The sequence below is a fragment of the Agromyces tardus genome (assembly GCF_003710805.1).
GTDB classification, from domain to species: Bacteria; Actinomycetota; Actinomycetes; order Actinomycetales; family Microbacteriaceae; genus Agromyces; species Agromyces tardus.
Genome location: NZ_RHHB01000013.1, coordinates 1 through 26,594 on the forward strand (window position 1 = coordinate 1; position 26,594 = coordinate 26,594).

Genomic DNA, 26,594 nt, shown 5'->3' on the forward strand with positions numbered 1-26,594 from the left:
CGGGAGCGTCGGGCGCCCCCCGCGTCGGTGCGGCCGGGGGTGCGCCGGTCTCGGCCGTCATGCCGCCCGGTACGCCGGCGGCGCGACGTCGACGAGGATCCTCGACACGATGTCCTCGGCGGTCACGCCCGCGAACTCGGACTCGGGGTCGACGATGATGCGGTGCGCGAGCACGGGCACGGCGAGGTCGCGCACGTCGTCGGGCGTGACGTAGGTGCGTCCGCGGGAGATCGCCCACGTCTTCGCCGCCCGGGCGAGCGCGAGTGCGCCGCGCATGCTCACGCCGAGAGCGGAGTCGCCGTGGTCGCGGGTCGCCGAGACGATGTGGTTGAGGTACGACAGCACCGCGGCATCCACGTGCACCTCGGCCGCGAGCCGCGCCATCGTGGTGACCGAGCTCGACGCGATGATGGGCGACACCTTCGAGGCGCGCGCCCGGTTCGCGGAGTCGAGCAGCAGCGTCACCGCGGTGTCGTGGTCGGGGTAGCCGAGCGAGGTCTTGATGAGGAACCGGTCGAGCTGGGCCTCGGGCAGCGAGTACGTGCCGGCCTGCTCGACCGGGTTCTGCGTCGCGATGACCATGAACGGGCTGCCGACCTCGTAGCCCACGCCGTCGACCGTGACGCGGCCCTCCTCCATGACCTCGAGCAGCGCCGACTGGGTCTTCGGGCTCGCGCGGTTGATCTCGTCGGCGAGCACGACCGAGGCGAAGATCGGGCCGCGGTGGAACTCGAACCGCCCCTTGCCCTGGTCGTAGATGGTCACGCCCGTGACATCCGACGGCAGCAGGTCGGGCGTGAACTGGATGCGCGAGTGCGTGCCGTCGAGGGTGTTCGCGAGCGCCTTGGCGAGCACGGTCTTGCCGGTGCCGGGGAAGTCCTCGAGCAGCACGTGCCCCTCGGAGAGCATCGCGGCCACGACGAGCTCGATGATGTGGCGCTTGCCGAGGATCGCGCGGTCGACGTTGTCGACGAGCTTGGAGAAGGCGTCCTGGAACCAGAGGGCCTGGTCTTGGGTCACGGTCATGCTGGGTTCGTCTCTTCCTGTGTGGGCGTCGTGGCGGCGATGCGGCGTCACCAGTTGTTGCTCTGGACCCCGTCGATGATCACGTAGGCGTCCGGGTAGCCGCACCACGAGTCGGGGAACTTTCCGGTGTAACTGCCCGTGCCGCCGCGGACGTCGATGCGGATGTTGGTGTTCAGCCGGCTGCCGTTGCAGTACGCGTAGCCCGACGCGGTGCCGTCGGGGAAACCGGAGACGGTCACGTCGTAGTGCCAGCAGTCGCCCCCGCAGTAGCCGTACGTGCCGCTGTAGTACCCGACGCGGGCCCCCTTGGTGAGCGTGACCACCTTCGGCTGGTTCTGCACGCTGAAGGGGTCGGATGCCGCGGGGCCGGCGCTGCCGCTGCCGAGGTTCACGGCGCGCACCGCCACCGAGTGCGAGCCCGCCCCGACGCCGGTGAAGCGGTAGCTCCGCGACGTTCCGGCGTTCTGCCAGCCGCCCCCGTCGAGTCGGACGTCGTAGCGCACGCCGCCCCCGCCCGTGACGGACGGCGCGGCCCACGTGACGTCGACGCTCGTCGGCGCGTAGCCGTTGGGTTGCGCCTTCACGCCGATCGGGGCGCTCGGGGTGCCGTACGGGGTCGCCGAGGCGGACGGGCTCGACCACTCGCCCCAGCCGATGCCGTTCTGGGCGCGCACGCGGAACGTGTAGGCGGTGCCGTTGGCCAGCCCGCCGAACTGCTGGTCCACGCCCGCCGCCGAGGCGCCGAACGACCTGACCTGCCCGTTGAACTGCACCTCGTATCCCGCGATCGCCGAGTTGTTGTTCGCGGGCGCGGCCCACCGGATCGTCACGGTGCTGTCGCCCGAGCTCACGATCGTGGGCGCGGCGGGCTGGTCGGGCGCGTCGCGCACCACCACCATGATGCGTCCCTGCGTCTCGCGGGCCGGGTCGCGGGTGCCGTCCTGGATCCGGTAGACGACGCTCAGCGTGCCGGTGAAGGCCGCGCCCGTGCGCACGGTGACATCCGCGTCGGTGAAGCTCACGGCGGCCTCGGCACCGACGCTCTTCTGGTCGATCTGCGCGTCGATGACCCGCAACGGCGCATCCGGGGCGAACGGGTTGAAGTCGTTCGCGAGCACGTCGACGGTCTGCGTGCCGCTGCGGAGCATCTCGACGGGCCCGTCGTCGTTCGCCTTCGGCAGCGCACGGGTCGACGACACCACCTTCACGTCGACGTAGCCCGGCACGGTGAACTCGTTGAACACCACGTCGAACGCGATGCGCGCCTCGGTGCCGGGCTGCACGCCGAGCGGCGCGGACACGCGCAGCATCGACCCGTCGACGATCTCGGCCTGCACGTCGGCGGTCGCGCCGCTGAGGTTGCGGTAGTCGACGCGCTGGATGTTGTCGGGGTTCGGTTGGTCGGTCGACGATCGCAGGTCGATCGCGAGCGGCGCCTCGCCGGCCTCGATCGTCTCGCTGCGCGGGGTGAACGTGGGCGGTGCGTCGTTGAAGTCCGGGTCGCCCACCGTGATGGGCAGCGTCAGGATCGCCGTGCGTCCCACCGGGTCGTCGGCACTCTCGCCGTCGGTGACCTCGAAGGTGACGGATGCCGCGCCGCGGTAGTCCGTCGCGGGCACGAACTGCAGCGCCGTGCCGCTCACGAAGGGCGCCTCGCCCGAGTTGGTCGCCGTCGCGGAGAGGATGAGCGCCGGATTGCCGGAGGGGACGACCACGAGGTCGTCGACGTTCCAGCTGATCTGGCCGTTCATGGGCACGACGATCTCGCCGAGGTCCTTCAGGTACGGCGCGGGGAACTTCGCCTTCTCCTCGGCCAGCAGCTCCTCGGGCGTCTTCGGGCGCTGGGTCTCCTCGACGGTGTCGTCGCCCGACGGGACCGGCGGCACGATCACGAACGCCATCGCCGAGAGGTCGTCGAGCTCGTTCGTGAGCCGGTACGCCACCGCGTATCGCTCGCGACCGGGCGTGACCCGGATGGTGCCGTCGGTGGCGACCTCGGCACGACCGGCATTCGGACCGTCGACGGCGACCGAGAGGTCCTCGACGAGGCCACCCGGGTTCGTCGCATCGGCGAGCGGATCGACCGTCACGGCTTCGCCGTCGATCACCTGCTCGGGCTCGATCACCTGGTCCTCCGCTGTCGGCGGATCGATCACGGCGTCATCGGTGACGGCCACCTGCAGGAAGGCGGTGTCCGCGCCGCCGTGCCCGTTCGAGATCTCGTACCGGATCGTGTAGGCCGCCTCCTGCTCGGGTGCGGTCACGACGATGCGGCGGCGATCGCGGATCTCCGCCTCGATGCCATCGTCGACCTGCGGGAGGTCGGCGACGTGCAGTCGGTAGCCGCTCGGGTCGGAGTCGTTGAGCAGCACCTCGACCGATGCGGTTCGGCCGGGCTTCATCTCGATCGCGTCGTCGACGGCCTTCGGCGGCAGCTGCACCGCTGGCCGCGGGACGACTCCGATGCGGATGGTGCCGGTCGCGGTCGCGCCGAAGGTGTCGCGCACCTCGTACGTGAAGGAATCGGTGCCGGCGGAGCCCGCGAACGCCTCGTAGGTGATCGAGGTGCTCGTGCGCTCGATCACGCGGCCCAGGTTCGGCGCCGCGGCGATGCCGGTGAGCGCGACCGAGTCGCCGTCGGGGTCGAGCTGGTCGAGCGGCACGTCGATCTTCACCGCGGAGCCGGCGAAGGTGCGCGAGGTCAGCGGGGTCGGCAGGGGCGCGCGGTTCTCGCCCGCGTCCTTCGGGACGACGGTGAAGCGCACGGCGGCTCGGGCGGTCTGCTCGAAGTCGTCGCCGATCGTGTACACGGCGCTGTAGACGCCTGCCGCCTCCGGCGCCTGGAAGCGCACCGAGTCGCCGTCGACGAAGGCGAGACCCTCTGGCGCGTCGACCTCGACGAGCTCGGGCTGCACGTGGAGCGTCGCGGCATCCGGGTGGTAGTCGTTCTCGAGCACCGGAACGGTGACGATGTCGCCCGCGCGCACGATCGCCCCGTCGTCGACCGCGACCGGCGGCTGGTGCTTCACGAGGGGCGGCACGGGCACGACCGTGACGGTCGCCGTCGAGGAGTTCACTCCGTCGGAGACGGTGTAGGCGACCTGGAGCTGGGTATCGACGGCCTGCGAGGCGGTGATGCGCAGGACCGTGTTGGTGAGGATCTCGACCGAGACGAGCCCCTCGGCGGCCGAGTCGTCGATCGACTGCACCGCGAGCACCCGGCCCGACGGCGACACGTCGTTCGCGAGCACCGGCACGGTGAGCGGCTCCCCCGCTCGCAGGTAGGCCGTGTCCTTCACGGCGATCGGCGGCGGCGCCTCCCCCGGCTGCTCGACCACCTGCACGCGGATGAGGCCCTTGCTCACCGCCGCGCCCGCGCCGAGGCTGTAGAGGAACACGTACTCTCCCGGCGCGCCGGCCGAGAACGCGAGCGTGCCGCGCTCCACGTTGGGCGTGACCGACGCGCCGTCGGGCACCTCGTCGACGCCGAGCAGCTCGAGGCCGGCGCCCGACGGCGAGAGGTCGTTCGCGAGCGGCTCGATCAGCTCCGTCTCGCCCGCGAACACCCGGGCGAAGTCGGGCGTGCCGACGGGGTTCAGCGTGCCCGTGGGCTTCACCTCGACGGTGAGTGTGCCGGCCGCGGTCGTCTGCCCGTCGGAGACGGTGAACTGCACCTCCTTCGTGCCGAGCTCGGCCGATCGGTGCTCGAAGGTCACGAATCCGTCGGGGCTCGAGCGCACGGCGTCGCCGCCCGTCGGCGAGGCGTTCACGAGGTAGAGGTCGTCGCCGTCGGGGTCGTTCCAGTCGGCGAGCACGTTGTACGACAGCTGCTGGCCCTGCTCCACGCTGATCGCACCGCTGCGCATCGACGTCGGCGCGGTGTTCTCGGTCTCGGGCACGATCCGCACGTTCACGGATGCCTCGGCCACCCCGCCGCGGCCGTCGGCCACGCCGTACCGGAACGAGACGCTTCCCGCGGCGCCCTCCGCCGGGGAGAACTGCAGTGCGCGACCGCCGTCGATCAGCTCGAGTCGGCCCGCCGCCTCGGACACCTCGGAAGTCGACGCGATCGTGAGCACGTCTCCGTCGGGGTCGGTGTCGTTCTCGAGCACCTCCAGCACGGTGGTGCGGCCCGGGCGAACGCCGTAGTCGTCGTCGCGCGCGACCGGCGGGCGGTTCACGTCGGTGCGCTCGGCGAGGGTGTCCTCGAAGGTCTGCTGGGCGGACTTCTCGTCGCCTTCGAGCTCGTCGCTCTCCTCGGGCGGCGTGACCTCGTCCCAGTTGTCGACGAGTCGCAGGTCGGAGTCGACGAGCCAGGAGTTGCCGTTGGTGAGGTTGTTGAGCACGATCACGTCGCGGTTGACGCGGAACTCCAGCCGCGAGCCCGCGGTCGGCTGCTCGATCGCCACCGACTGGGGCTCACGCCCGTCGCACGCCGCGACGTAGCGCTGGCCCGCCGCCCAGGCGCCGTGGATGCACGAGCCGAGCCGCACGGGAGCGGCCACCTCGCCGGCGTTCGCCGCCGCGACCTCGGCGCCGCTGGGGATCGTGCGGATGTCGCCGCCGCCGAGCGGCACGTCGAGCAGCCCGGTCGCGGTCGCGAGCACCACGCGGTCGCGCTCGGGCCCCGACTGCTGGATCCGCAGTGCCGGCTCGGGAAGGGGGATCTCCCGGCCGTCCACCACGACCGCGTCGCCCTCGACGTCGAAGACGACCGGACGCTCGCCCACTGCGGCGAGCTGGTGGTCGCCGAGCCTCGGCATCTCGCGTCGCTCGGGCTCGGTCGCGTCGCGCCGCAGCGCGAGCAGCTCGCCGTCCGACGGCGCCGTCGCGAAGATCGTGCCGGCGCCGCTGACCGCGACCTCGGCGTCGTCGCCGAGCTCGGCGATCGGGTCGGTGCCGCGGTAGTCGAACGAGAGCTCGCCCGCGGCCGGAACACGCCACAGCTCACCCTCGGGCGAGAGCACCGCGAGCACGTCGCCGCCGTACGCGATCGACGACGCGGGTGGCACGTCGATGCGCTGCACGAGCGTCGTGAACGACGGGTCGATCCGCTCGACCGTCCCGACGCCCGGGTCGAAGAGGAACGCGTCCTCGCCGTGCTGGAACACGTCGATCTCGTTCGTGGCGGTCGCGACAGCGGCGTCGAGCTCCTCGATCTGGCGGTTCAGCCGGCCGGCGAGGAGGTCCTGCGCATTGGTCACCCACACCTCGCGGGCGCGCAGGTCGGGATCGGTGACCGGGAACCCCTGGTGCAGCACGGCGATGCCGATCGGCACGCCCGCGAGCACCGCGAGGGCGACCCCCGACGCCACTCCCCTGCGCGTACGCACCCAGGAGGTGAACGTGCCCACAGTCATCTCCCCGGGTGTTCCGTCGGTAGGGTGCGTCGGAATCGTCGCGCCGGCTCGCGGCGAACGGGCATCAACGTAGCACGCAGCGGGATGTCCCCCAAATGGGCAGCGGTGCCCATGCCGCGCGGGTCATGCGTCGGGCTTCGCCTCGGCCGCGAGGGCCGCCTGGTCGAGCAGCGCGAGGTCGTCGACGCTCACGAGGCGGGTGGCCACGGCGTACTCCACGAGGCGCGCACGACGGTTCGTGGCGAGCTTGCCGCGCCCTCCGCGGAGCCCGTCGACGCCGATCTTGTCGAGCTTCTCGCACACGTTGTCGAGCTTGCGATTGAACGTCGTCATGTTCCAGCCCAGGCGGGCGGCAGCCTCGGCGGAGCTCGGCACGGCGGCGCGGCCCGCCGTGGGCTGCGCGAGCACATGCTCGGCGAGCGCGACGACGAGCAGCCGTTGGCTCGAGGTGAGGGTGACGGGGAGGATCGTCGTGCCACCGTCGGCGGGCCGCGCGGTGAGCGAGGTGTTGTAGAAGTCCTCCTCGGCGTGGATCGTGAAGTCGTACGTCGTCGACCCGGCGCTGAACATCACGTGCACGGTCTGGAATACGAGCGGCAGCTTCGCCCCCGGCGCCACCCACGCCTGCACGCTGCCCGTGGCATCCGACACGGTCGCCGACAACAGCTGCCCGACGTTCGAGAGCCACCAGAGCCCGAACTCGCTCGAGAGCGTCAGGAAGGTGCGGTGCAGGTAGGGATTGTCGTCGATCGTGAGGTCCGACTCGCGGCCGATCGTGAAGGGGGTGCCCTCCTCGACCGTGTACCACTCGCCGCAGTACTCGACGCTGAGCGGCCTCATCCGCTGCATCCCGTCACGGGTTCCGACGTCTTGCTGCCGCGCTGCACCTGCACCTCGATGCAGACCCGCTGGCCCGCCGCGACGTTCGCGACGACGATCTCCGGGCCGGATGCCACGGCCAGCTCGCCCGATCCGTCGGCGGGGCGCCAGCGGTACCGATCGCCCTCCTGCGCGGCCTCGTGGCTCACCGTGAAGACGACGCTCGCGCCGTCGGCCGACCGCACCGCGGGGGCGATCTCGGGCGCGGGCACGGTCGCGGCGACGACGGCATCCTGGTCGCTCGCGGGCGCGCTCGGTTCGGCTGCCGGATCGCCGACGGTGCCGCCGAACGCGAGGGCGAGGCCCACGGCGATCACGACGACGAGCGCGGCCGCCGCACCGACGACGATGCCCGCGACGCGCCGACGGCCGTGGGGCGCCCGGGTTCCGCTCGTCGCCTGCGTCGCGAGCCCGACGGATGCACCTGACGGCACGCGCATGACCGTCTGGTCGACGGGCGCGAGCGGCGGTTCGCCTGCCGGCGCGGGCGAGCCGCCGGCATCGCGGCGCGAGGGACCCGCGACCGGGCGGACGACGGTCCCCTCGTCGGCGACGCCGGCCCCGGGATCCGCAGGCACCGGTGCCTCCGTCTGCGCCGCGGGCAGTTGCGCCGCGATCTCGCGCACCGACCGGGCGCGCGTGGCATCCGCCGCGGCCGGCGCCGTGCCGGCCGCGACCTGCGCCTCGATCGTGCGCACGGACCGGGCGCGCGTCGCATCGACGTCGTCGCCCGTGGCTGCCGCATCCGCCTCGGCGGCGACGAGGTTGGGCACCTCGATGCCGGTCGGCGCGTAGCCGAGTTCGAGCTCGACGCGCTGCAGCGCCCTGCCGAACTCGACGGCGCTCGGGTAGCGGTCCTCCCGGCGCACGGCCATGCCCTTCGCGAGCACGGCCTCGAGCGTGCGGGGCACGTCGGTCCGGCCGATCGGGGTGACCTGTCCGCGCTCGATGCGGCCGATGAGGTCGAGCGAGCCGTTCGGGCGCCCGGGCACCTCGAACGGCGTACGCCCCGCGAGCAGCGTGTGCACGGTCGCCGCGAGGGCGAAGACGTCGCTGCGGGTGTCGGGGCGCGGCTCGTCGGCGAACATCTCGGGCGGCGACCACGGCACGCTCATGCCCACCGCCGACTGCCCGGCTCCGCCCGATCCCGTCGCCTGCGCGTCGGGGGCCGCGGTGATCGTGTGCACCGGCAGCTCGCCCTCGAGGTTCGAGGAGATGCCGAAGTCGGTGAGCGCCGGCCAGCCGTAGTCGTTGGTGAGCACGTTCGCGGGCTTGATGTCACGGTGCAGGATGCCGGCGGCGTGCGCCGTGGCCACCGCACCCGCGAGCCGCACGCCGGTGCGGAGCGCGTCCTCCACCGCGAAGGGCTGCCGCTTGTAGCGCTCGGAGAGGCTCGGGCCGGAGCAGTACTCCATGACGAAGTAGGGCCGGCCGTCGGCTGAGACATCCGCGTGGAAGATCGTGACGATGTAGGGGTGCGCCGACAGCTGGGCCATGAGGTTCGCCTCGGCGACGAACTGCGCCCGGGTGCCGGGACCGAGCTGCTCGGTGAGCAGCACCTTCACGGCGACCTTGCGTCGCGGGAGCTTCTGCTCGTAGAGGAAGACGTCGGCGAACCCGCCGGAGCCGAGCAGGCCGAGGGCCGTGTAGCCGGGCAGCTCGGGCGGGGACGAGGGCGCGCGGCGCATCAGCGCGTCACCACCTGGATGGTCCAGCCGCCGCCGAGGTCGATGACGGTCTCGGTGAGCACGGGGGTCGGCTCTGCGGGCCGCAGCTTCACGGGCAGCCGGCCCGGGGCCACGACGTGGGTGCCGTTGCGCGAGTCGAGGTCGGTGACGACCACCGTGCCCCCCTCGAGCGCGACGCGCAGGTGACTGCGCGAGATGTCGGGGTCGCCCGCGCCGATCACGACGAGGCGCGGCACCCGCCCGCCCGAGAGCTTGCCGATGGTCGGGGCGCGGCCGAGCACGACCGCGTCGACGACCGGTTCGATCGTGCCGTCGGGCATGCGCAGGCCGACCTGTTCGATCAGGGGCGGGTCGGATGCCGCTGCCCCCTCCGCCGCGGTGGCGGCAGCCGCGCCGCGCGCCTCGCGGAGGCGCCGGATGTCGTCGCTCGCGATCGTGAGGCCGTCGTGGTCGCCTTCGGGCGCCGCGGACGAATCGGGGCCCGCGGGACTGCCGGGCGCCGCCGGGCTCGATGGCGGCGGCGTGCCGATGGTGATCGTGGAGGCCGCGACCGGCTCGGTGTGGGGGGCGGCGGCGGGGGCCTCGATACGCTCCTGCGTCGCTACTCGACCGGCGGGGGGCGTCGCTACTCGACCGGCGGGGGGCGTCGGTGCCGGACCGGCGGGGGGCGTCGCCGGTCGATCGGCCGAGGGCGCGAAGGGTCGCACGGGCACCGACACGCCCACGATCGTGTCCTCGTCGGGCACGATCGTCTGCTCGGCAGCGCCGTCGCGCACGACCGTGCGCTCGTCGACGGACGACGGCGGGGCCGCCGCCGCCGGAGCCGCGCCCACCGACACTGCGGATGCCCCGACCGCCGCAGCCTCGACCGATCCCGGCGCCGTCGGCTCGACGCCGCCGGAGCGCACCTCGCGCGCGGTCACGATGCCCTCGACGATCGGCAGCGGGCTCGCATCGACGCCCGAGGCTGTGCGGGCACTCGCCACCGCGACCTCTCCGCCAGGCAGGACCCGCTCGGTCCAGGTCGTCACGCCGTCGCCGTCGACCTCGACCTCGCCGACCCGCACGTGGATGGGCCCCCGCACGACGACCCGGGTCGACGAGGATTCCGGGTCGCGCACGACGAGCGCGAACGGGGGCGTCGCGGAGACGCCGCTCGCCGTGACGTGGTCGAGCACCGCCGCGGCGGGGTCGGGGTCGAGCAGCTCGGGCCACAGGGCGAGCACGTCGCCCACGGATGCGGCTCGCGCGAACAGGATCGTCGTGCCGCGCACGGCCGCGATCCACTCGCCGCCTGCGTCAGGAAGGTACGTCGCCAACGGTGGCTCCCCCGTCGCGCGGGCGCGTCTGCTCGGCCTGGGGCTCGAGCCCCGGGGGCCGGTCGCGCGTCGCGCCGTCGTCGTCGCCGTGCTCCCAATCGTCGAGTTCGGACTCGACGATCACCGCCGTCACGTTGTCCCGCCCGCCGTGCTCGAGCGCCGCGTCGACGAGCTCGCCGGCGAGCCCCGCCGCGTGCCCGGTGTCGCCCGCGAGGATGCGCGCGATGCCCTCGCCGTCGACCTCCTTGGAGAGGCCGTCGGAGCAGATCAGGAACACCTGGCGACCGGCCGCGGGGATGAGCCACACGTCGGGCTCGGCGTACTCGTCGGCGCCGATCGCCCGCGTGATGACGTTGCGGTCGGGATGCCGCTCCGCGTCGTCCGCGCTGATGAGCCCGGCGTCGACGAGCTCCTGCACCGCCGAATGGTCGACCGAGAGCTGGCGGAGGCTGCGCCCGTCCCACGTGTACACCCGCGAGTCGCCGATGTTGAAGACCATCCAGTGCGCGCCCCGCCCGTCGCCCGCGTCGACGAGGGCGACGCCGGCCAGCGTGGTGCCCGCGACGGCGGTGCCCTCCTCGCCGTGCTGCGAGAGCGCGCGGACGGCCTCGTTCGAACTGTGGATGGCGTCGAGCACCTGCTCGGGCGTGGACACCGCCCCCGGCACGAGATGGCGCCGGAAGGTGTCGACCACCGCGCGGCTCGCGGCGTCGCCACGGGCGTGGCCGCCCATGCCGTCGGCGACGAGGTAGACGGGCGCCTCGGCGAGCAGCGCGTCTTCGTTCACGGATCGCACGCGCCCGACGTCGGTGCGGGCGCTGTGCGAGATGCGTGCGCTTCCGCCCTGCATGGCGACGACGCCGCTGCCATCAGCCGCCACGGTACTCCTCGATGCTCGTCGCGCACGCGCCTCCACCCGGGCGCCGCGGTGACCTACGCTAGCAAGCCGCCGCGGCCGACGCGGACTCCTGTGGAGATCTCAGCGCTCGGTTCCGGCGGCGTCGCGCTCGGCGGGGCGCTCCTCCTCCGTGAAGTGGGGCACCTCTTCCATGAGCGTGTGGCCGCGGCGCTTCGCGTCCACGTTCGCCTTCACGAGGCTCGCGACGGTGGCGACCGCCATCGACGCCACGATGACGGCGAGCGAGGTCCAGGTCGAGATCTCGGGGGCCCACTCGATGGGCTGCCCACCGTTGATGAACGGCAGCTCGTTCACGTGGGCGGCGTGCGCGACGAGCTTCACGCCGATGAACGCGAGGATGAAGGCGATGCCGTACTTCAGGTACTCGAGGCGCTCCAGCAGGCCGCCGAGCAGGAAGTAGAGCTGGCGCAGGCCCATGAGCGCGAACACGTTCGCCGTGAACACGATGAAGGGGCTCGACGTGATGCCGAAGATCGCGGGGATCGAGTCGAGCGCGAAGATGAGGTCGGTCGTGCCGATCGCGACGAACACGATGAGCATCGGCGTGAAGAACCGCTTGCCGCTGATCACCGTGCGGAGCTTGATGCCGTCGTAGTCGTTCGTGATCGGGAGGCGACGCCGCAGGAGCTTGATGAGCGCGGAGTCCTTGCCCTCGTCCTCGTGGTTGCCGAACGCCTGGTTCGCCGCCGTGTAGAGCAGGAAGGCGCCGAAGATGTAGAAGATCCAGCTGAAGTTCTCGATGAGCTGGGCGCCGAGCAGGATGAAGATCCCGCGCAGGATCAGCGCGATCACGATGCCCACCATGAGCACCTCCTGCTGGTACTTCCTCGGCACCGCGAACCTCGCCATGATGATGACGAACACGAACAGGTTGTCGATCGAGAGGCTGTACTCGGTGAGCCATCCGGCGAGGAACTGCGCACCGTGCTCCGCGTCGCCGATGAGGAACATGAGTCCCGCGAAGACGAGCGCGAGGGCGACGTAGAACACCACCCAGAGCGCCGACTCCCGGAACGACGGCACGTGCGGGCGCTTGATGACGAGCAGCAGGTCGCCGACGAGGATCAGGGTGAGCACGACGAGCGATCCCACTTCGAACCAGATGGGGAGTTCGGTCACAGGGTGGCCTTTCGGGGTTGGAGGGTCGGCAGAACCCGAAAGTCTCTCCCGGTCGCGCCGTAGCACGCGCCACGCCCGGAGCGGCACCTTCGGCGCTCGTATTGACGATCGTGGCCCGGAGCCTTCGCCCCGCGGGATACTCCCCTTCGCTCGCACGAGTCTACCGGCATCCGGATGCCGCGCAGCGAGCCGTCGATCGGGCGGGCCCGACGATCGCGTTCCGGGCGGAAACGAAGAACGCCTCCGCAGCATGCGGAGGCGTTCTTCGTGTTGTTCCGATTGGTGACCCCAGCGGGATTTGAACCCGCGCTGCCGCCGTGAGAGGGCGGTGTCCTAGGCCGCTAAACGATGGGGCCGTTTTGGCAACTGGAAGAGTATGTCACAGGTTTCCGGCACATTCCAAATCGGCGCCACGCGGCATCCCCCGCTCGGCTCATGCGAAGACGGAGAGCGCGCCCGGCACCACCTCGACCTCGACCGGAAGGGGCCCGACCCGCTCGCCGTCGGCGTATGCGACGACGTCGGCGCCCTCGATGCGCACCCGCCTGGCCTGCACGAACTCGACGGCGGGGTGGTCCACGTGCTCGCCCGCGAAGACCCGGGGGAACACCGCGAGCAGGCCGATGCGCGAGAGCGGATGCACGATGAAGACGTCGAGGAGCCCGTCGGAGAGGTCGGCGTGCGGCACGATGCGCATGCCGCCGCCGAGCGATGGGCTGTTCGCGACCGAGACGAGCATCGCCTTCTGCTCGCGTCGCACCCCGTCGATGGTGAGCACGTACGGGAGCGGCTTGAACGTCGCGAGCTCGCGCAGGAGCGCGATGGTGTAGCGGCTCGGACCGCGGGGGCGCGTCATCCGGTTCGCGCGTTCGTTGACGACCGCGTCGAAGCCCGCCGAGAGCACGCAGGCGAACCAGGTGCGCAGCTCGCCGTGCTGCACGATGGCCGCGTCGATCACCTGCGGCGGCCGGCGCAGCGCCTCCACGAGCGCTTCGGTGGCCGCGGCGGGGTCGTCGTGGGGAAGCCCGAGGCCGCGCGCCAGGTCGTTGCCCGTGCCCGCCGCGACGATGCCGAGCGGCACGCCGGTCTGGGCCACGAGGTTCAGCCCGAGGGAGACCATGCCGTCGCCGCCGACGACGATGAGCCCGTCGGTGCCCTGCTCGAACGCGGACTGGGTCTCGCGCCGTAGCAGCTCGAAGTTCGCCTCGCGGAGCTCCGACACCTCGTAGCCCTCGGCCACGAGACGCTCGGTCACCGCGGGTCCCACCGCGCGGTTCCGCCCGAACGATGCCGACGGGTTCACCGCGACGAGCAGTCTCCGGGGGGCACGGGTCATGGAGTGATTGTGGCAGTCGCGACGGTTGCACACCGAACGGACACGGTGTTGGCTCGATGCATGCGCCTCACGAAGCTCGAGCACGCCGCCCTGATCGTCGAGCACTCCGGCGAGCGGCTCATCATCGATCCCGGCAAGTTCACGACCCCGATCACGGATGCCGCGGGCACGGTCGCCGTCGTGATCACCCACCTGCACGACGACCACTGGACCCCCGATCAGCTCGCACGCATCGCGGCGGACAGCCCCGACGTGCGCCGGTTCGGACCTGCCGGCGTGGTGCGCGCCGCCGCCGAGGCGGGCATCGACGTCGAGGAGGTCGCCGCGGGCGACGAGGTCGAGGTGGGGCCGTTCCGGCTGCGCTTCTTCGGCGGCCGCCACGCGCAGATCCACTCCTCGATCCCCGTGATCGACAACCTCGGCGTGCTCGTGAACGAGTCGCTGTACTACGCCGGCGACTCGTTCGCCGTGCCGGAGGGCGTGACGGTCGACGTGCTGGCCGCGCCCGCCGGCGCCCCGTGGATGAAGATCGCCGAGGCGATGGACTACGTGATGGAGGTCGCTCCCCGCCGGGCGTTCCCGACGCACGAGATGCTGCTCTCGCGGGCCGGCAAGGACCTCTCGAACGCCCGGCTCGGCTGGGCGACCGAACAGGGGGGCGGCACGTACCTGCCGCTCGAGCCGGGCGACACCGTCGACTTCTGAGGCATCCGCGCCCGCTATCCCGGCGGTGCCGACTCGGTCGACTGCACCGTCTCGCCGCCCGTGCCGGTGCCGCTGTCGCCGCCGGTGTCGCCGCCCGTGCCGGTGCCGGTGTCGGCGCCGTCGGGATCGACCACCTCGATCGGCACGGGCAGCTCGGCGCGCCCGCCTCCGGCGTACGTGACGACGAGCGTGGTCGCGTACGACCCGGCGGCCGGCGGGTCGAAGCCCACCGTGACGATGCAGGGAGCCCCGGCCGTCACCGCGACGCCCGTGCATCCGTCGGAGGCGATGGAGTAGACGCCGTCGCCGCCCGGCTCGACCCCGACCGATTCGACGAGCACGGCCGCGGTTGCGTCCGTCGCGATCTCGAAGATCGCCTGGTACGGCGTGTCCTCCCCGAGCACGAGGCTCACGCTCGACGCGCCGCCCGTTTCCACCCAGGTGAGGCGCACCTCGTTCGTCTCCACCGGCTCGGATCCGCCGTCATCGCCTCCGGCGTCGGCGTCGGCGTCGGAGGCTCCGTCGTCGGCCGAGCCCGCCGAGGGATCGGCGGTCGCCGTCGCGTCTGCCCCCGTACGCGTCTCCGGCGGCGACGACGACGCGTCGGCCACGGTCTCGAGCGGGTCGGGCGTTCCGCACCCGGCGAGCGCAGCGACCAGCACGAGGGCTCCGGCGAGCGCCGCGGCCACTGCCGCGGCCGATCGGGCCGCCCTCGCGGGCCTGGTCCGGCTGGACATGCCCATCACCTCCCTGCGGTGAACTCCATGCGGATGTCCGAGGTGTCGTGCAGCACGATCACGGCGCCCGAGCCGTGCCGCCAGCCCTCGGGCAGGAGGAAGTAGGTGTCGGCCGAACGCAGCAGCAGCCGCAGCCCGTCGTAGCGGTACCGGTACTGCGCGTCGGCGCCCTCGATCACCGTCTCGGTCACCGGGTCGCCGAGGCCGAGCGACATCGCACTGAAGACGGTGGTCGCCGGCAGCTGGTCGAGCTGCCGCTCCACGTCCATGCCCCGGCCGCGCCCGAGCGCGTCGGCGTACAGGGTGGCCGCCCAGAACAGGCTGATCACGACGAGGGTGGCGGAGAGCACCGCCGACGACCGCGCCCACATCCGCGTGTCCTTCGTGGGCGGCCGGGACGAGCTGCGCCGCAGCACGGCGATGGCGGTCGCGGCGAGCGCGGCGCTCCCGCCGAGCAGGAGCGGCGCGAGCAGGTACCAGGTGCCCGCCGGCATCGGCACGAACATCGCACGCACCGCGATGACGAGTCCCATCGTCGCGACCACGAGCCCGATCTGCGCCCCGAGGCGCACTCCGGCGATGCGGCGTCCGCTGCGCATCAGGTTGAGCACGAGGGCGAGCACGCCGAGCCAGGCGATGCCGACGAGGCACACGACGATGATCGGCACGATCACGGCGTCGGCGCTGCGCAGCATGTAGTCCGTGGGCGAGAACTCGAACACGCTCGCATCGACGCCGAGGTACCGGCTGCGGGCGTTCGTGAGCGTCCAGCCGAACCAGAAGGCGAGCGCCGTGAGGATCGTCGTGAACGGCACGAGCACGCCGACCCACTCGAGCACGATCCGCGCCGTGCCGGGCTGGGCGGTGTCGGACTGCGACAGGTCGGCGTACGACGACTCGGGCTCCGCCGGACCGGAGCGCGCGGTCTCCGCCGGCGCGTCGGCCGCCGGCGGCGGGACTGCACCGGCGGTCAGCGGCTCATCGGCGTCGGCGAGTGGGCCGGACCCCTCGGCGGGGAGTTCGGTGGATGGTGCGGATGTGCGGGCGCGGGTGTCCACGGGGTTGCTCCGTGCGGTCCGGCACCGCGGCGCGGCATCCGGATCGTGGCCACATTCTCCACCCTGCCGGGCGGCCGTGTCACCAGTGCGGGCACCGATGCCTACTGGGGCTTGCCGGGACCGTTCCCGTTCCCGTTCCCGTTGTTGCCGCCGTTCCCGTTGCCCGTGCCGTTGCCGCCGGTCTGCCCCGAATCGGTCGGCGAGGGGGGCTGAGGAGAGAACGTGCCGCCCCACGGGCCCGGTCCCGACTGCGGCGCCACCGGCCCGAGCGGACCCTCCGTGAACGCGTCGCCGCCGTACTTCGCCGCGGCCACCGACATGACCGCCGGCCACATGCGATGTCGCGCTGTCGCAGCCTGCCCGGAAGCGAAGTCGATGCCGCGCTGGTTCGCCTCGCCGTTCACGCTGACGACCGCGGCGACGGTCGCCACCTTCGTGCTGGCGCCGACCATCCACGTGTCCTTCGCGCCGTCGGTGGTGCCGGTCTTGCCGATGAGCGGCACATGGGGCGACACCGCCTCGTTCGACGCGATCGCCGTGCCGCGCGTCATCACCTGCCCCATCGCGGTGTGCATGGCCGCGGCCACCTCGGGCGACACGGACTTCGTGCACGTCGATTTGGGCGGCGGGATCTCCTGGCCGTCGCGCCCCACGATCCGGTCGATCGCGATGGGCGAGCAGGTGACGCCGTTGTTCGCGATGCCGGCGAACGCCACCGCCATGCTGAGGGGTGCGACCTCGTTGATCCCGATGACCGCGGAGGGCCCCTCGAAGAGCGGATCGCCGTCGGCGCGATGCACGCCGAACGCCTCGGCGGTCTTGCGGATGCCGCAGAGGTCGAGCCGCTTCGCCATGCCGATGTAGCCCGTGTTGATCGACCCGACGGTCGACTCGAGGGCGGTGTAGTTGCCGCCCGATTCGTTCGCGTCGTTCCTGGGGTTCCAGTTGCCCGCGTCCTGCGGCCCGAGGCACGTGTCCTGGAAGATGCCCCAGTTGCTCTTCGGCCGCGAGTCGACCCGCTCCGACAGGGCGTGGCCCTCGTTCAGCCATTCCGCGAGCGTGAACACCTTGTACGAGGAGCCGGGCTGGAATCCGCTCGACCCGCCCTGCGAGTAGTCGGTGTTGTAGTTGATGCCCGTGTACTGCGGTCCTTGGGCGAGCACCTCGGGGTCCTGGCTGTAGGTGCGGTTCTGCGCCATGGCGAGCACGCGGCCGGTGCCCACCTGGACGGTCGAGATGACCGCGCCGACGTCCCAGCCGGGATAGGTCTGCGGCACGTTGTTGGCGATCGCGGTCTCGGCGGCGTTCTGCAGGTCGAGGTCGAGGGTGGTGTAGATCTGGTAGCCGCCGCGACGGAAGTTGAGCATCCGCGACTCCTCGTCGTCGCCGAAGATCGGATCGGTCTGCAGGATGTTCTTCACGTAGTCGCAGAAGTACGCGCTGCCTGCGGCGGTCTGGCACCCGGTGCTCGGCTCCGTGATGGCCGGCTGCACGGGTGTCGCGATCGCCTCGTCGTACTCCGCCTGCGTGATCTTGCGGTCGTCGCGCATGTTCTTGAGGATGTAGTTCCGGCGGTCGGTGTTCGCGGCGTAGCCGTTCGCCGTGCCGTTCTCGGGGTCGTCGGGCCGGTCGAGCCGGAACTTCGCCGGGTTGTTGACGATCGCCATGAGCGAGGCCGCCTGTGCCAGCGTGAGGTTCGCCGCCGTCGTGCTGTAGTAGTAGTTCGCCGCGGCCTCGATGCCGTAGACCGTGCCGCCGAATCCCGCGATGTTGAGGTAGCCGAGCAGGATCTCGCTCTTGCTGTAGCGCTTCTCGACTCCGATGGCGAGGCGCATCTCCTTCAGCTTGCGGTCGATGGTGGTCTCGGTGGCGGTGTCGTAGCAGTCGAGCTTGGCCTGCTCGATGAGGGCCGCGCGCTCGTCGCCGGTGAGCGCGGACTTCTCGTCGTCGGTCAGCCCCACGAGTGCGGTGGTGCCGGCGTCGCGCTCGCACTCCTGCACGCGCACGTTCTTGACGTACTGCTGCGCGATCGAGGACCCGCCCTGCGTCTCGCGGCCGGTGGCAGTGGTGACGGCGGCCCGCACGGTGCCCTGCAGGTCGACGCCGCCGTGCTCGTAGAAGCGCGGATCCTCGCCCGCGACCGCGGCGTCCTTCACGTACTGGTTGACCTGGTCCCACCCGACCTCGATGCGGTTCTGGTCGTAGAACGACGCGAGCAGCGCGACCGAGCCGTCGGTCCGCGTGGCGTAGATGTCGCTCTTCTCCGAGAGCTCGCCGATCTGGAGGTATCCCGGGAGGTTCTCGAACATCGAGACCGTGCTGGATGTCGCGAGTCCCACGGTGGCGAGCGCCGGGGTGACCGCGACCGTGAGGAGCATGGCCGCGCTCGCGCTCGCGGCGATGAGGCCCACGAACCCGCCGATGACGCCGGCCGGGGTTCGGGTCTCCGCGAAGTCGCGGCTTCGCTTGTTGCGCGGCTGCGCCATCGATCACCTCCCGCCTGCGACCGATCCGATGCCGCCGGTACCCGACCGGAGGAGCTCCGCTCGGTGTCGTCCACCTCAATGCAACCGCAGCGCCGGACGGATGTCCAGCGTCGCGGGCGGCGCGCCCGAGCGGATCGCCGACGAGCGCGTGCGGGCACGGGACGCGGCAGGAGACGAGCCTGCCCCGGACATGGGAAAGGCCCGGAAAACCGGGCCGCTTCTCACTTCATCTACTGCTGGGGTACCTGGACTCGAACCAAGAACAACTGAACCAGAATCAGCCGTGTTGCCAATTACACCATACCCCAATGGCCCCAGACCGAAGTCCCGGGCCGACATGTAACTCTAGCCTACGGGCGCACGCCGTCCAAACTGAGGCGACCTCGACGCCGTGCGCCCGCAGGCTGTCCTGCGACGGCTGCTCAGCGCATCGACGCGAGGCGGTCGATGCGGTCGAGCGACTCGATCTTGCCGAGGATCTGCATCGACTCGAAGAGCGGGGGCGACACGCGCCGACCCGAGATCGCCGTGCGCACCGGGCCGAAGGCGACGCGCGGCTTGAGCCCCAGGCCGTCGACGAGGGCGTCGCGCAACGCCTCCTCGATCTCGGCGTGCGTCCACGACTCGGCGGGCAGCCGGTCGAGCGCCTCGCGCGCGGCGGCGAGCACCGCCGGCGCGTCGGCGGGCAGGGCGGCGACGGCGGCCTCGTCGTACTCGAGGCCCGCGGCATCCGTGAACAGGAAGCCGAGCATGCCGGGCGCCTCTCCCAGCAGGCCGATGCGCTCCTGCACGAGGGGGGCCGCCTCGACGAGCACCGCCTCGTGCGCCGGTTCGATCGGCGTCGACACCGCGCCGGCGGCCTGCAGGTAGGGCACCGTGCGCGCTGTGAAGTCCTCGACGGGCAGGCGACGGATGTGGTCGCCGTTGATCGCCTCGGCCTTCTTGAGGTCGAAGCGCGCGGGGTTGGGGTTGACGTCCGCGACGTCGAACGCCTCGACGAGCTCCTCCCGCGAGAACACGTCGCGGTCGGCCGAGAAGCCCCAGCCGAGGAGCGCGAGGTAGTTCACGAGGCCCTCGGGGATGAAGCCGCGGTCGCGGTGGTGGAACAGGTTCGACTCGGGGTCGCGCTTCGAGAGCTTCTTGTTGCCCTCGCCCATGACGTAGGGCAGGTGGCCGAACCGCGGGATGTACTGCGCCACGCCGATGTCGATGAGCGCGTGGTACAGCGCGATCTGGCGCGGGGTCGACGAGAGCAGGTCCTCGCCGCGCAGCACGTGCGTGATGCCCATGAGCGCGTCGTCGACCGGGTTCACGAACGTGTAGAGCGGCGCGCCGTTGGGTCGCACGAGCACGAAGTCGGTCGTGTTGCCGGCCGGGAAGTTGATCTCGCCGCGCACGAGGTCGTCGAAGCCGAAGTCGACGTCGGGCACTCGCAGCCGCAGCGCCGGCTCGCGGCCCTCGGCGCGGTAGGCGGCACGCTGCTCGTCGGTGAGGTCGCGGTCGAAGTTGTCGTAGCCGAACTGCTTCGGGCGCCCGGCCGCCTCGTTGCGCGCGTCGATCTCCTCGGCGGTCGAGAAGCTCTCGTAGAGGTGCCCCGCCTCCTTCAGCCGCGCGATGATGTCGGCGTAGATGTCGTACCGCTGCGACTGCCGGTACGGGGCGTGGGGTCCGCCCACGCCGATGCCCTCGTCCCACTCGAGACCGAGCCAGGTGAGCGCCTCGACGATCTGCTCGTAGCTCTCCTCGGTGTCGCGCGCGGCATCCGTGTCCTCGATGCGGAAGACGAACGTGCCGCCCGTGTGCCGCGCGTACGCCCAGTTGAAGAGGGCGGTGCGCACGAGGCCCACGTGGGGCGTGCCGGTGGGTGAAGGGCAGAAGCGCACGCGGATGTCGCTGCCGCTCGCGGTCGTGGTGGGGGGGATCGTGTCAGACATCGGTTCCAATCGTAGGGCCCGCGGCTGGGGCCCGCGTGGGAGCGCCGGCCGCGTCGCGATCGCTCGAGATCAGGTCGCGGTCGCGTCCGTGCTCGCGCTGCGCGACGAGGCGGGCGAGCACCTCGGCGGCCACGGCGACGGCGGGCACGCCCGTGGCGCCGCGTGCGGCGACGAGGTGCACGGTGCGGCGGTCCTCGCCTGCGGTCTCCCGCACGACGACGCCCGCCCGCGCGCCGGCCGACTGGATCGCGAGCCCGGGCAGCACCGCGACCCCGAGGCCGCTCGCCACCATCTCCTCGACGGCCACGAAGTTGTCGGTCTCGACGGCGATGCGCGGGGCGAAGCCCGCGGCGTCGCACAGCTCCAGCAGGTGGCCGCGACAGCGGGGGCATCCGGCGATCCAGCGCTCCTCGGCGAGGCCCGCGAGCTCGACCCGGCCACCGGCGGCGAGCGGATGCCCCTGCGGCAGCACGACGTGCATGCGGTCGCTGCCGAGCGTGCGCACCTCGAGGCCGCGCGCGCTCTCTCCGTGCGGGTCGCCCCGGTCGCCGGGGTAGCTGAAGGTGAGGGCGAGGTCGGCGCGGTCCTCGCGCACGGCGGCGACGGCCTCGGGCGGCTCGGCCTCGACGAAGCTCACGACGACCCCCGGATGCCGCGACGCCATCACCGCCATGAACTCCGGCACGATCGTGGGCGACGCCGACGGGAACGCCGTGAGCCGCACCCGACCCGATCGGAGTCCTCGGAGCGCCGCGAGCTCGCCACCTGCCGCCTCGATGGCCGTCGCCACTGCAGCGCCGTGCCGTGCGAGCACGCGGCCGGCGGCAGTGAGGCGGATGCCGCGGCCGGTGCGCTCGACGAGCGCCATGCCCGCGCGCGCCTCGGCGCGGCGGAGCTGTTGGCTCATCGCGGGCTGGCTGTAGCCGAGCGCGGCCGCCGCCGCCGTGATCGACCCGTGGTCGGCGATGGCCCGCATCGCGCCCAGGCTCGCGGCGTCGAGCTCGTGCTGGAGGGCGGGTTCGTCGACGGTCATGCTCGATCATAAGCACCCCTTATGGAATGGATGCGAAAGTGGGCCTCGACGAATCGCTCCGTCGCGAGGACGCTGGAGGCATGCAGACCACGGCGACTCCTCCGCACACGGGGACCCTGCTCCCCGACCCGCGCTTCCCGGGTGCCCGCGGCTACCTCGCGGCGTGCACCCTCGGCATCCCGTCGCTCGCCACCGTCGACGCGCTCGAGCGCGACCTCCGAACCTGGCGCGACGGCCGTGCGAGCGCGGCCGAGTACACGGGCATCGTCGAGCGCGCCCGCGGGCACGCGGCCGCCCTCCTCGGCACCGACGCCGAGCACGTCGCGCTCGGGTCCCAGGTCTCGGTCTTCACGGCGCTCGCTGCGGCATCCGCCCCCGCCGGCGCGGAGGTGGTGTGCGTCGACGGCGACTTCAGCTCGGTCGTGGCCCCGTTCCTCGCCCGCGGCGACCTGCGCGTCCGGCACGTGCCGCTCGACGAGCTCGCCGTGGCGATCGGCCCGTCGACCTGGCTCGTGGCGTTCTCGCTCGTGCAGTCCGCGACGGGCGAGGTCGCCGACGCGGCATCCGCCATCGCCGCAGCCCGCACGGCCGGGGCGCTCACGCTCGTCGACACGACCCAGGCCACCGGATGGCTCCGCACCGACGACCTCGGGGCCGACCTCGTCGTGTGCCACGCCTACAAGTGGCTCTCCGCCCCGCGCGGGGCGGCGTTCCTGGCCGCGTCCGACCGCGCCGTCGACGAGCTCACGCCGCTCACGGCCGGCTGGTACTCGGGCGAGGACCCGTGGGCGTCGTGCTACGGGCCCGAACTGCACCTCGCACGCGGCGCCCGGCGCTTCGAGGTCTCCCCCGCCTGGCCGGCGTGGGTCGGCGCCGAGCCCGCGCTCGCGCTCGCGGCGTCGCTCGACATCGAGGCGGTGCGACGGCACGACGTCGGGCTCGCGAACGCGTTCCGGGCCCGGCTCGGGCTCGCGGCATCCGACAGCGCCATCGTCACCTGGCCCGACGCCGACGGGAGCGACCTCGCCGCCCTCACCGCGGCGGGGCTCACCGCGTCGGGGCGGGCCGGACGCGCACGGGTCGCCTTCCACACGTGGAACGACGACGAGGACGTGGAGCTCGCCGCCCGCGCGCTGGGGCGCTGACAACCGAGGTCGCCACCGGCGGGTCGGCGACCGCGCCCCGCGCTAGGCCGAGCGCACCGGGTTCGAGAGCGTGCCGAGGCCCGTGACCGTGACCTCGACCGTGTCGCCCGCCACGATGGGCCCCACGCCGGCCGGCGTGCCGGTGAGGATGACGTCGCCCGGGAGCAGCGTGAAGACCGCCGACGCGTACGCGACGATCGCCGGGATCGAGTGCACCATGTCGGCGAGCCGGCCGTGCTGCAGGCGCTCGCCGTTCACGCTCGTGTCGATCGTGCCGTGCTCGAGGTCGAGCTCGGTGTCGATCACGGGTCCGAGCGGGCAGAAGGTGTCGAAGCCCTTCGCGCGCGTCCACTGGCCGTCGCGGCGCTGCAGGTCGCGGGCCGTCACGTCGTTGGCGATCGTGTAGCCGAAGATGACGGATGCGGCATCCGCCTCGCTCACCCGGCGCGCGATGCGCCCGATCACGACGGCCAGCTCGCCCTCGAACTCGACCCGCTCGCTCTCGGGCGGGAGCACGATCGCGTCGCCGGGCCCGACGACCGAGGTGTTGGGCTTGAGGAAGAGCAGCGGCTCGGCCGGCGCCTCGCCGCCCATCTCGGCGGCGTGCTCGTGGTAGTTCTTGCCGACGGCCACGACCTTCGACCGCGGGATCACCGGAGCGAGGAGCTTCGCATCGGTGAACGGCACGCGCTCGCCCGTGGGGTCGTAGCCCGCGAACAGCGGGTCGGACTTCAGCACGACGAGCTCGTGCTCCTCTTCGTCGACGATGCCGTAGGCGATGGTCTCGCCGTGCGAGAAGCGCGCGATCTTCATGCAGCCAGCCTACGGCGCGGTGTCGGGGATGAGCCGCTTGCCCAGGCTCACCGCGTCGTCGGGCTCGTAGCCGAGCGTGCGGTACCACTCGATGACGCCGGCATTGGTCGACCGTACCTGCAGGTTGAGCTTCGGGCAGCCGCGCTCGGCGAGCAGGCGCTCGGCCTCGTGCATGAGCGCGCGCCCGAGACCCGTGCCGCGCCGCGCCTCGTCGACGGCGAGGTAGTTGACCCAGCCGCGGTGGCCGTCGTAGCCGACCATCGCCGTGCCGACGACGGATGCCTCGTGCTCGGCGACGAGGAAGAGCTCGGGCTGCACGGTGAGCTTGCGCTCGATGTCTCGGTACGGATCGTTCCAGGGCACGACGAGGCCGGCGTCACGCCAGAGCGCGACGACGGCCTCGGTGTCGTCCCCGTGGAACGGGCGGATGCGCGTCACGCGTCGAGACGCAGCAACCAGCCGTGCCGGTCCTCGACGCGGCCGTACTGGATGCCCGTGAGCTCCTCGCGCAGCGACAGGGCGAGCTCGGATGCCTCGGGGCCCCCGTGCACGATCTCGAAGTCCTCGGCGAGCAGGCGGCCGATGGGCGTGATCACCGCGGCGGTGCCGCACGCGAACGCGCCGACGATCTCGCCGGATGCCGCACCCTCGCGCCACTCGTCGATCGTCACCTTGCGGCTCTCGACGGTGTGGCCGCGGTCCTTCGCGAGCTGCAGGACCGAGTCGCGCGTGATCCCCTCGAGGATCGAGTCCGACTCGGGCGTCACGAGGGTGCCGTCGCGGTAGACGAGCACGAGGTTCATGCCGCCGAGCTCCTCGAGGTACTTCCCCTCGTCGAGGAACAGCACCTGCTGGCATCCGTGCTGGGCCGCCTCGGCCTGCGGCAGCAGGCTCGACGCGTAGTTGCCGCCGGTCTTCGCCGCACCCGTGCCGCCCTTGCCGGCGCGCGCGTACTTCGTGGAGAGCCAGATCGACACGGGCTGCACGCCGCCGTGGAAGTAGGCGCCGGCCGGGCTCGCGATGAGGTAGTAGGCGACCTTCTTCGCGGGGCGCACCCCGAGGAACGCCTCCTTGGCGAACATGAACGGTCGCAGGTACAGGCTCGTCTCGGGCGCCGAGGGCACCCACGCGCCGTCGACCGCGACGAGCTGCCGGATGGAGTCGATGAAGTACTCGCTCGGCAGCTCGGGCAGGGCGAGGCGCGCAGCCGAGCGCTGCATGCGCGCGGCGTTCTCGTAGGGGCGGAAGGTCCAGACGGAGCCGTCGGCGTGACGGTAGGCCTTGAGCCCCTCGAAGATCTCCTGGGCGTAGTGCAGCACCGCGGCCGACGGCTCGAGCTGGATCGGACCGTAGGGCGAGACACGCGGACGGTGCCACCCGCCCTTCTCCGACCAGCAGATGTCGACCATGTGGTCGGTGAAGTGGTTGCCGAAGCCGGGGTCGGCGAGGATCGCGTCGCGCTCGGCGTCGCTCTTCGCGTTCTCGTTTCGGGTGATCGCCCAGGTGAGGCCGGCCGGCGACGGGGCCTGCAGGGTGAGGTTCGTGGTGGTCATCGTGTCCTCCTTCGGAACGGAGTGGTCAGTGTGCGGCGATGCGGGCGGCGATCGCGTCGCCGACCTCGGCGGTGGAGCGGCGGACCTCGCCGCGTGCGGCGATGTCGGCGGTGACCGCCGTGCGGACGGCGGTCGCGGCATCCGCGTGGCCGAGGTGGTCGAGCAGCAGCGCGATCGAGAGGATCGCGGCCGTCGGGTCGGCGATGCCCTTCCCGGCGATGTCGGGCGCGGAACCGTGCACCGGCTCGAACATGCTCGGGAACCGGCCGTCGGGGTTGATGTTGCCCGAGGCCGCGAGTCCGATGCCGCCGCTGATCGCGCCGGCCAGATCGGTGAGGATGTCGCCGAAGAGGTTGTCCGTGACGATGACGTCGAATCTAGCAGGATCCGTGACGAGGAAGATGGTCGCGGCGTCGACGTGCAGGTAGTCGACCTCGACGTCGGGGTACTCGGCCGCGACCGCGTCGACCTGCCGCTTCCAGAGCGAGCCGGCGAACACGAGCACGTTGGTCTTGTGCACGAGCGTCAGCCTCCTGCGACGGCGGGCGTTCGCCAGCGCGAACGCATAGCGCACGACGCGCTCCACTCCGAAGGCGGTGTTGACCGAGACCTCGTTGGCCACCTCGGCGGGCGTGCCGACGCGGATCGCACCGCCGTTGCCCACGTACGGGCCCTCGGTGCCCTCGCGGACGACGACGAAGTCGACCTCGCCCGGGTTCGAGAGCGGGCTCGCCACCCCGGGATAGAGCACCGACGGGCGCAGGTTCACGTAGTGGTCGAGGTCGAAGCGGAGCCTGAGGAGCAGGCCGCGCTCGATGTTCGCGCCCGCCAGGCGCGGGTCGCCCGGCACGCCGCCGACCGCGCCGAGCAGGATCGCGTCGTGCCGCTTGATCGACTCGAGATCGTCGTCGGTGAGCACGTCGCCGGTCTCGAGGAATCGCGCGGCGCCGAGGGAGAATCGCGTCGGCTCGAAGCGGACGTCGCTGCCCGCCGTGGCCGCGTCGAGCACCTTCAGCGCCTCGTCGACGACCTCGGGGCCGATTCCGTCGCCCGGGATGACCGCGAGCCTGACCGTGCCTACCATGAACTCTCCTTCGTGCGCCAGCCCTCCCAGCGTACTGTCCGCGGCGCGGGCGTCATCACTAGGCTCGGCCTCATGGCGAGGCAGCCGTCTCGCCGACGCGCGGCCCTCGGCCGCCCGAGAGAAAGAAGGCCCCCAATGAGTCTCGGTCTCGGAATCTTCCTGTTCGCCGTCGGCGCGATCCTCACGTTCGCGCTCGACGTCAGCCTCGACTGGATCAACCTCGACATCGTGGGCTACATCCTGATGCTCGCAGGCCTCGTCGTCATCATCCTGGGCATCGTCCTCATCGCCCGCCGCCGCAGCGCGGTGTCGACGACGCAGACGACGATCGACCCCGCGACGGGCAGCCGCGTGACGCGGAACGAGAGCACCACGTCGGGCGACGACGTCGTCTGATCGC

The 26,594-nt window shown here is 72.0% G+C and carries 20 protein-coding genes and 2 tRNA genes; 3 read left to right on the forward strand and 19 right to left on the reverse strand.

Annotation, left to right across the window (positions count from 1 at the left end):
* Positions 1-57 precede the first annotated feature (57 nt).
* The 9 genes from EDM22_RS08885 to EDM22_RS08925 all read right to left on the reverse strand — a co-directional run bounded on the left by EDM22_RS08885 (position 58) and on the right by EDM22_RS08925 (position 13,646).
* Positions 58-1,026, reverse strand: coding sequence for an AAA family ATPase (locus EDM22_RS08885; protein WP_170964072.1), 969 nt, complete (start codon positions 1,024-1,026; stop codon positions 58-60).
* Positions 1,027-1,073: 47 nt separating this feature from the next.
* Entirely contained in the window at positions 1,074-6,386 is a 5,313-nt protein-coding gene (locus tag EDM22_RS08890; RefSeq protein ID WP_122936711.1) for an Ig-like domain-containing protein, read from the reverse strand.
* A 123-nt stretch (positions 6,387-6,509) separates the two neighbouring features.
* Positions 6,510-7,226 carry an FHA domain-containing protein gene (locus EDM22_RS08895; RefSeq protein ID WP_122936765.1) on the reverse strand — a complete coding sequence of 239 codons (717 nt, stop codon included), beginning with the start codon at positions 7,224-7,226 and terminating at the stop codon, positions 6,510-6,512.
* Positions 7,223-8,953, reverse strand: a complete 1,731-nt coding sequence (locus EDM22_RS08900; RefSeq protein ID WP_122936712.1) for a serine/threonine-protein kinase — start codon at positions 8,951-8,953, stop codon at positions 7,223-7,225. The genes EDM22_RS08895 and EDM22_RS08900 overlap by 4 nt, the downstream gene beginning before the upstream one ends.
* Positions 8,953-10,272: an FHA domain-containing protein gene (locus tag EDM22_RS08905; RefSeq protein WP_138708054.1), complete on the reverse strand. Its 1,320-nt coding sequence runs from the start codon at positions 10,270-10,272 to the stop codon at positions 8,953-8,955. Before EDM22_RS08905 ends, EDM22_RS08900 begins: the two co-directional genes overlap by 1 nt.
* The gene (locus tag EDM22_RS08910) at positions 10,253-11,152 is read right to left on the reverse strand and encodes a PP2C family protein-serine/threonine phosphatase (protein WP_245989289.1); all 900 of its coding nucleotides are present in this window, start codon (positions 11,150-11,152) and stop codon (positions 10,253-10,255) included. The genes EDM22_RS08905 and EDM22_RS08910 overlap by 20 nt, the downstream gene beginning before the upstream one ends.
* A gap of 99 nt (positions 11,153-11,251) precedes the next feature.
* A complete protein-coding gene (locus EDM22_RS08915; RefSeq protein WP_245989290.1) occupies positions 11,252-12,310 on the reverse strand; it encodes a TerC family protein in 1,059 nt (352 codons plus the stop codon).
* A gap of 280 nt (positions 12,311-12,590) precedes the next feature.
* Positions 12,591-12,666 (reverse strand) — tRNA-Glu (locus EDM22_RS08920).
* A gap of 77 nt (positions 12,667-12,743) precedes the next feature.
* Positions 12,744-13,646 carry a diacylglycerol/lipid kinase family protein gene (locus EDM22_RS08925; RefSeq protein ID WP_122936715.1) on the reverse strand — a complete coding sequence of 301 codons (903 nt, stop codon included), beginning with the start codon at positions 13,644-13,646 and terminating at the stop codon, positions 12,744-12,746.
* Between the two features lie 60 nt (positions 13,647-13,706).
* Between EDM22_RS08925 and EDM22_RS08930 the strand changes: the two genes are divergently transcribed.
* Complete coding sequence (locus EDM22_RS08930; RefSeq protein WP_122936716.1) at positions 13,707-14,351, forward strand: MBL fold metallo-hydrolase; 645 nt, start codon at positions 13,707-13,709, stop codon at positions 14,349-14,351.
* Between the two features lie 14 nt (positions 14,352-14,365).
* Here EDM22_RS08930 and EDM22_RS08935 read toward each other — a convergent pair whose 3' ends face one another.
* The 6 genes from EDM22_RS08935 to EDM22_RS08960 form a co-directional block, all read right to left on the reverse strand.
* Positions 14,366-15,088, reverse strand: coding sequence for a hypothetical protein (locus tag EDM22_RS08935; protein WP_138708055.1), 723 nt, complete (start codon positions 15,086-15,088; stop codon positions 14,366-14,368).
* 5 nt (positions 15,089-15,093) lie between these two features.
* A complete protein-coding gene (locus EDM22_RS08940) occupies positions 15,094-16,146 on the reverse strand; it encodes a hypothetical protein (protein ID WP_122936718.1) in 1,053 nt (350 codons plus the stop codon).
* A gap of 101 nt (positions 16,147-16,247) precedes the next feature.
* Positions 16,248-18,632 carry a transglycosylase domain-containing protein gene (locus EDM22_RS08945; RefSeq protein ID WP_122936719.1) on the reverse strand — a complete coding sequence of 795 codons (2,385 nt, stop codon included), beginning with the start codon at positions 18,630-18,632 and terminating at the stop codon, positions 16,248-16,250.
* Positions 18,633-18,868: 236 nt separating this feature from the next.
* Positions 18,869-18,940 (reverse strand) — tRNA-Gln (locus tag EDM22_RS08950).
* Positions 18,941-19,054: 114 nt separating this feature from the next.
* Entirely contained in the window at positions 19,055-20,566 is a 1,512-nt protein-coding gene (gene gltX, locus EDM22_RS08955; RefSeq protein WP_122936720.1) for a glutamate--tRNA ligase, read from the reverse strand.
* Positions 20,559-21,599 (reverse strand): LysR family transcriptional regulator, encoded by a 1,041-nt coding sequence (locus EDM22_RS08960; RefSeq protein ID WP_122936721.1) that lies wholly within the window; start codon positions 21,597-21,599, stop codon positions 20,559-20,561. The genes gltX and EDM22_RS08960 overlap by 8 nt, the downstream gene beginning before the upstream one ends.
* 80 nt (positions 21,600-21,679) lie before the next feature.
* Between EDM22_RS08960 and EDM22_RS08965 the strand changes: the two genes are divergently transcribed.
* Positions 21,680-22,744 (forward strand): aminotransferase class V-fold PLP-dependent enzyme, encoded by a 1,065-nt coding sequence (locus tag EDM22_RS08965; RefSeq protein ID WP_122936767.1) that lies wholly within the window; start codon positions 21,680-21,682, stop codon positions 22,742-22,744.
* A gap of 42 nt (positions 22,745-22,786) precedes the next feature.
* On the opposite strand, the gene EDM22_RS08970 is transcribed toward EDM22_RS08965, so the two are convergent.
* From EDM22_RS08970 to EDM22_RS08985, 4 genes are read right to left on the reverse strand one after another with little or no spacing between them, the layout of a single operon-like run.
* Positions 22,787-23,557 carry a fumarylacetoacetate hydrolase family protein gene (locus EDM22_RS08970; RefSeq protein ID WP_122936722.1) on the reverse strand — a complete coding sequence of 257 codons (771 nt, stop codon included), beginning with the start codon at positions 23,555-23,557 and terminating at the stop codon, positions 22,787-22,789.
* 9 nt (positions 23,558-23,566) lie between these two features.
* Complete coding sequence (locus EDM22_RS08975) at positions 23,567-23,995, reverse strand: GNAT family acetyltransferase (RefSeq protein WP_122936723.1); 429 nt, start codon at positions 23,993-23,995, stop codon at positions 23,567-23,569.
* Positions 23,992-25,110, reverse strand: coding sequence for a branched-chain amino acid aminotransferase (locus EDM22_RS08980; RefSeq protein WP_122936724.1), 1,119 nt, complete (start codon positions 25,108-25,110; stop codon positions 23,992-23,994). The genes EDM22_RS08975 and EDM22_RS08980 overlap by 4 nt, the downstream gene beginning before the upstream one ends.
* A 25-nt stretch (positions 25,111-25,135) precedes the next feature.
* Positions 25,136-26,194: a 3-isopropylmalate dehydrogenase gene (locus EDM22_RS08985; protein WP_122936725.1), complete on the reverse strand. Its 1,059-nt coding sequence runs from the start codon at positions 26,192-26,194 to the stop codon at positions 25,136-25,138.
* 135 nt (positions 26,195-26,329) lie between these two features.
* On the opposite strand from EDM22_RS08985, the gene EDM22_RS08990 reads away from it, so the two are divergent.
* Positions 26,330-26,590 (forward strand): DUF6458 family protein, encoded by a 261-nt coding sequence (locus EDM22_RS08990; protein ID WP_122936726.1) that lies wholly within the window; start codon positions 26,330-26,332, stop codon positions 26,588-26,590.
* Positions 26,591-26,594: the final 4 nt, after the last annotated feature.